We start from the raw sequence: 6,471 nt of genomic DNA on the forward strand, positions 1-6,471 counted from the left end.
CTCACGTATCGCGACGCATCTCGCCCGCTCGCCGCTCATATCACCATACCGAGCCGCAAAGGCAACTCAGCGGTTGCGGAGACCGGAAAGTTTGTGTACACGCGCCGCAACCGCTCCGTTGCCTTCGCGGATCGGTATGTGGGCGGTAGCGCAGGCACGGTTTTCTCGGAATGGCGGCCCAAAAACCGGCGACCGGCATCTCCTCCGTCACCGGGCTAGGCTATTGGAATCGGACCGCGTAACTGTTACCATCTACCCTGCGTGGCTTTTCTTTGCAATTGTAAGCTGCGCGTTTGGTTAGAATCATAGAACTTAGCTCATCATCGCCCTGGTAAACGTCATTGCAAACATTCAACCGATTTAGCCTGTTCTGCCTGGGCGCACTCGTTTTCACGTGCGCCGGATTTGCCCAGCCCATTACGTATACGACGACGGGGGTCCTGCAGACGACCTCGGGTCCGGATAAGCTCGGCCTCGGCGGAACCACCATCACGGTTACCAATCAGCTTGATGAGAACCAGACGCCGCTCAGCGGGACGGATAACCAATACTCGACGACGATTAACATCACCGACCCTTCGTCGCCTCTGGCGAACAATACGACGGCGCCGGCGACTGTCACCATCAACTATGTCGGTGCCAACGCTCCGAGCAACAGCATCAACGTCGTCGCCACCGACACGATCGGAAGCCTAGTGATTACCATCACTTCGACCGTCACCGTTCCGAGCATTAGCGGCCTCACACCGCTGCCGATCGCCGCCACGGCGCTCTCCACGACCGACACGCTTACGGTAGCGGACTCTTCGAGTACCAGTACTTATGACTTCGCTAGCGGGACCATTTTCAGCAATCCGGGCATTACGATCTGTTCGTATTCCATATCTCCCTCATCGTTGAGTTTTCCCCAAACCGGTGGCACGGCCGCAGTCGGAATCACTCTGTTGAGCGGTCAAAGTTGCACTTGGACTGCGAGTTCGGACTCGCCTTGGCTGACCGTAAGTCCGCTTACCGGAATGTCGAACCAGAGTGTGCTCGTCACCGCCGCGGCGAACACTTCATCCACCGCCGAAGCCGGCACGCTAACCATCGCGGGACAGGTGGTGAGCGTAACCGAAGCGGCCGCGACGGCCTGCGTTTTTGCCGTCACGCCGTCCACCTACACCTTCCCGGCGCTGGGCGGAGCCGCCACGTTTGACCTCGTCCAGACGGGTGGAGGAGACTGCACCTGGACCACCTTCTCGGACGTGGCGTGGATCGCACTCGCACCCGTCGGCGGGTACGGGAACGGGACCGTAGTCGCCACCGCGCGATCCAATACAACGGGCGCACCGTTAACCGGGACGATCAATATCGCGGGACAGACGATCGATCTCGCGCAAGTGCCTGTCACCAGCACTTGTACGTACCTGGTTTCACCGACAACGATCAGTTTCAATCAAGCCGGCGAAACGACGCCGATCACCGTCACGACGAGCGCACCCTCCTGCCCGTGGACGGCCTCGTCGAATGAGCCGTGGGCGACCGTTTCCCCGACCAGCGCGTCCGGAGATGGCACGGTCGAATTAACCGTGCAGGCCAATAACACAGGCGCTACCCACACCGCCACGTTAACGGTTGCCAACCAGACGATCCCGATCTCGCAAGGAACTTCAAACACTTGCACCTTCACCGTCACGCCCAATCCGAATCCGCTGAATTACCCGAGCACCGGCGGAACCGACACAATTTCAATTGTTGCCAGCGATCCGTCGTGTGCCTGGAACGCGTCCGTGGTGCCGAGTTGGATCACGTTGAGCACGCCGTCCGGAACGGGTGTTTCCGGGACCGGTACCGCGACGATCTCCGCATTTGCTTATCCCAACACTGGTAATAAAGCCATTTCGGGAGATATCACGATCGCGGGCATAACGGTCCCCGTCACGGAAGCGGCGCCCACCGGATGCGCATTCGTCGTGTCGCCGACTTCGCTGGCATTCCCGTCGGGCGGGGCCGTTGCGCAGGTTACGATTACGGCGAATCAGGATAGCTGCTCGTGGACCGCTGCATCCGGCGCGACCTTCGCGACCGTATCTCCGACATCCGGAACCGGAACCGGAACAGTAAATGTCACCACGCTGCCGAACACGGGGTCTACCCAGCTCACCACAACCTTAACCATCGCCAGCCAGAGTATTCCCGTCACCCAGTCTCCGACCGGGTGCACGTTCAGCGTTTCGCCGACCTCCGTCTCCTTCCCCGGAAACGGCGGCACGATGCCCGTTACCGTCTCAACGAGCAGCACTCAATGCACGTGGCAGGCGATATCGACCGTTCCCTGGCTGACCGTCAGTCCGGCATTCGGATCGGGCACCGGACCTGCTCAACTGACCGCCACGGCTAATTCGACCGGCTCGCCTTTGTCGGGCGCCATCACGATCGGCGGACAGGTGGTCTCCGTGAGCGAGGCTTCCGGTAACGGCTGCACATTCAGCGTTTCCCCCGGCGCGATCAACTTCCCGAACAACGGCGGAAGCGTCGTGAAAAGCATTGTAGCGAGCGGTGCGAATTGCGCGTGGACGGCTTCCGCCCCGCCTTGGATTGCACTCAGCACGGCATCGGGTACGGGCGACGGGTCCGTGCAGATCACGGCTGCAGAAAATTCAACCGGACCCGCGGAGAACGGTACGGTCGTGATCGCGGGCGTATCGATCCCCGTCACGGAAGCCGGCGGTTGCACCTTCACCATAACCCCGAATCCGATCGCCGTAGATGCGAACGCGCAAACGGTCATGGTTAACGTCGTGTCTTCGCCTTCGAATTGTTCATGGACGGCTCAGGCGCCGGTTTTTGCCACGCTGAGTTCTCCGGCCGGAACCGGTACCGCATCAACCGAGCTGATCTTCCAGGTGAACACCGTCGGCACGGATCTTACCGGAACCCTGCTGATCGCCGGCCAAAGTATCCCGGTGACGCAGAACTTCACCGTACAGGCTTTCGCGGATGTGACGCCGGGGAGCTTCGATTTCGATGCCGTGAACATCATGGCCGCGAAGGGGATTACCGACGGTTGCGAACCTGATCTGTATTGCCCGGATGAAAACTTGAGCCGTGCGCAAATGGCGGTTCTGATCATCAAGTCGATCTTCGGCAACGGAACGTTCCCGTACCCGCCGAATCAGATCTTCTCCGATGTTCCCCCCGGATCGTTCGGGTATGCGGAGATCCAGGAGTTTTCGGCGCTCGGGATCACCTCCGGCTGCGGTGGCGGGCTCTTCTGCCCCGACGGCACGGTGACGCGCGCGCAAGCCGCTGTGTTCTTCGAAGCGGCACGCTATGGCGGGACCACGCTGTATCCGTATCCAACCACGCCCTTGTTTACGGATGTTCCCGTTGGAGCGTTTGCATTCGGCGCGATCCAGCGATTTGCGGCGGATGCGATCACGAACGGCTGCTCGGTGGATCTCTACTGCCCGACCGATCCGGTGACGCGCGGCCAGGCCGCTGACTTCCTGGTCCGCGCTCTGTTCAATGAGCTGCTGCCGACGGGCCAGCCGTACATCGCCGCGGTGACTCCCAACGTGCTGGTTCCGGGAACGCAGCAAACGCTGACGGTAACGGGTTTCAACACCAACTGGGCTCCTGGCCAGACCGGCCTGCTTGCAACCCCCGGCTTCGTGATCGACAACATCACGGTTACGAACTCGAATTCGATGACGGTAACGCTGACGACCGATCCTTCGATTGCCGTGCAGCCGTATTCATTAAGCGCCACGACGGGTACGGAGCTCGTCACGATCCCGAACGGATTAACGATCCAGTAGAGCAAGCAACGCGAGCGCCGTCAGCCCCCACTCCGAGCCCGACCAAGAGGGAGGGTCCGCACCCGGCCAGGGTCCGCGCGGCTGACAGCGGCGGACCCTCCCTCTCGGTCGGGCTCGGAGTGGGGCTGTACGGCGCCCGTCTCATCTCTTGTTTGTGAACCGAAGGGTCATGCGGAATTACGGCAAGGCCGCCGGGCGCGATCGCGCATCAGCACCAGGAGGGCGCATCCATAAAGCGCGCCGCCGATAACCAGCGTCTGCACCAACCCCAGGTAGATCGCGCACACCAGCGCGCCGACGGACCCGAGCACGCTCGCCGCCGCGTTCAGCGACCAGGCCCACCGCGTCGCCGGAGCATGCCATGCCTCGAGCCGCGCCAGACCCGTCGGGAACGGGATGCCCATCGCGAAGCCCATCGGGAAAATCAGCGCGATCGTGATCGCAATCTTCACGCTCAGCGGCAATCCCACGCCCGCCACCACGATCCAGGAAACCACCAGGGCCAGCGCGCATACGAGAATCGAAATCGAAAGCAGAATCGCCGTGAGCCTGCCGCTGTAAACGCCGATAATCCTGCGGCTGAAATAACTTCCCAGCCCGGAGCTGAGCAATAAAGAAAAGATGACCACCGTCAGCGCATAGGTCGGATGTCCAAGGAACAGAACGAATTTCTGAATCAGCGCAACCTCGATCAAGATGTACCCCGCGCCAATAAACAGAAAGTACAACAGAAAGGCGAGGACGTCGCGCTCGCGCGGAAGCCGGGTGCCCAGCACGAGCGGCGGAAGCGTCAGAATCACCGCCACCGAAACAACGCTCACCAGTAGCGATTCGAAGAGCAGCGGCACCGCGACATTGATCTTGTAGTCCGCCGCGCCGCTGCTGGTTCCGTTGAAATAAGCCAGCAGGTCGCGCGGCTGCACGGTGTAGAAGAAGAACGGGCGGTTATCCGAAACCGGCGCGATGTTGTAGCGGTAATCGTGCTCGAACTTGACCGGATCGGCGGCCGTCAGCAACTGATTGAACTCGTTGTTTTCGCCGCCGCCTGGCAGGTAAACGGCCGTCATGCCGGCTTTCGCGATGGCCGCGCGCGCCCGCTCGACATCCGCTGGCGAAAGCGGTTTGCGCGCGATGATCACGGTGTCTTTCGCGCCAAAGCCCTCCAGTTCTCTCCGGCCGCCTTCACGCCCCACGATGATATGGGAAGCTGCGTCGTGCTCTCCGATCTCGTTCAGCGCGACAATCGCCAGCGAGATGAGCCGCAGCGATTCCCGCGGCGGATCGAACCCCCACCGCGTGAACGCCAGCAGCCCATCGTCGGTCAGGTGCGTCAGGTAATCGCGGAACGCATCGGTCGTGTAGAGGTTGTTCTCGCTCAACGCGAACGCGCCGGCAGCGGTAGAAGCCCACGTGTCGACCAACGTCGCCTGCAAGACCTGGTACTTCTCGGCGCTCCGCCGAACGTAACTGCGCCCATCTTCCACGTGAATATGAACATCGGGCCGCAGATAGAGTCCGCCGCTCAATCCCGGATATTCTTTGCGCATGATGGTGGTCGCGATGATGGGGTTGATCTCGACACCCGTTACGTCATGACTTCCGGACGCCAGCGCGCGAGCGACATCCCAACCTCCGCCCGGGCCGATGATCAGCGTCTTTGCGCCCGGCCGGAGGTCGTAGGGAATCCCGGGTCCCTGATAGAGCAAATCGTGCAGGTTGTCGGCAGTCAGGTGGTTGTAATCGAATTTCGCGATGCCGGTAGAAGCATCGGCATCGATGAAAATGATCGGCAAACCCGAGTCGCGCTCGCGGCCCAGCGCGATGCGTGAAAAGCTGTTCCATTTAACGCGCTGCTCGTTCTCCAGCTTGTGGCCTTTCGCGTATCGGACGTCGATCCAGTGATATTTCAGATTGCCGCCGATCAGTAGGGTCAACACCAGACCCACCGCGACGCTCAGCAGGCGTCCCGTTGAAAAGCCCGCGAGGTTGAACCAGATGGCCGCTGCCGCCGCAAAGAGCACCGCGGACGACATCGTTGTAGCGGGACCGCCGAACCAATCCAGCAAAGCAATCAGCAGAATGCACCCCGCCGCCGCGCCCATAAGATCGAAGAAATACACGCGATTCACGCGTTCAATCGTCTCCCCGATCGCGAGCGACAGTATGATGCCTGAGCACACAAACGGCAGCGCGTTGGCGAAGTAAATCAGCGTGAGCGAACCGGCGCCGATGCTCTCCTTCTGACCCAGGACCACTAACACGGCAACCAGAACCAGGCCGCCATTTACCAGGCTTAGCGTGCCCAGCTTGCGGTAGAGGTCGCCGCTCCAGGCAGCCACGACATACGAAAAAACTCCCCCCGCGCCGAGTCCGAACAGCGCAATCGAGATCGCCAGAAAGGCAAAGTGGTAGTAGAAAACGACTGAAAAAATGCGAGTTAGCGAGAGTTCAAGAAGAAGCGTGCCTAAGCTGGTCAGGGCCACAGCCCCGTACAACAAGGGCCAACTCGGCGGGGATCTGTGGTTCAACTCGCTATTCTAACGTTCTGTCGTCTGGAAGCCCTTCGGTAAATCAGGGACAATCAGAAACGATGCCCGCAAAAGTGCGTAAAGCCGTTTTCCCCGCCGCCGGACTCGGCACCCGCTTCCTTCCCGCCACCAAGGCTCAG

At 60.8% G+C, this 6,471-nt stretch carries 2 protein-coding genes and 1 pseudogene; 2 read left to right on the top strand and 1 reads right to left on the bottom strand.

The genetic code is table 11. The annotated features are described in order from the left end of the window. The first annotated feature begins 341 nt into the window (after nt 1–341). Complete coding sequence (locus H1Y01_RS09900) at nt 342–3,803, top strand: BACON domain-containing protein (RefSeq protein WP_180540356.1); 3,462 nt, start codon at nt 342–344, stop codon at nt 3,801–3,803. A gap of 167 nt (nt 3,804–3,970) precedes the next feature. Here H1Y01_RS09900 and H1Y01_RS09905 read toward each other — a convergent pair whose 3' ends face one another. Continuing rightward, nucleotides 3,971–6,331 (bottom strand): hypothetical protein, encoded by a 2,361-nt coding sequence (locus H1Y01_RS09905; protein ID WP_180540357.1) that lies wholly within the window; start codon nt 6,329–6,331, stop codon nt 3,971–3,973. A gap of 17 nt (nt 6,332–6,348) precedes the next feature. Here H1Y01_RS09905 and H1Y01_RS20005 point away from each other — a divergent pair. After that, a pseudogene (locus tag H1Y01_RS20005) lies at nt 6,349–6,471 on the top strand (UTP--glucose-1-phosphate uridylyltransferase); the annotation flags it as partial.

Source organism: Nevskia soli (genome assembly GCF_903970205.1).
Lineage (GTDB): Bacteria > Acidobacteriota > Terriglobia > Bryobacterales > Bryobacteraceae > Bog-113.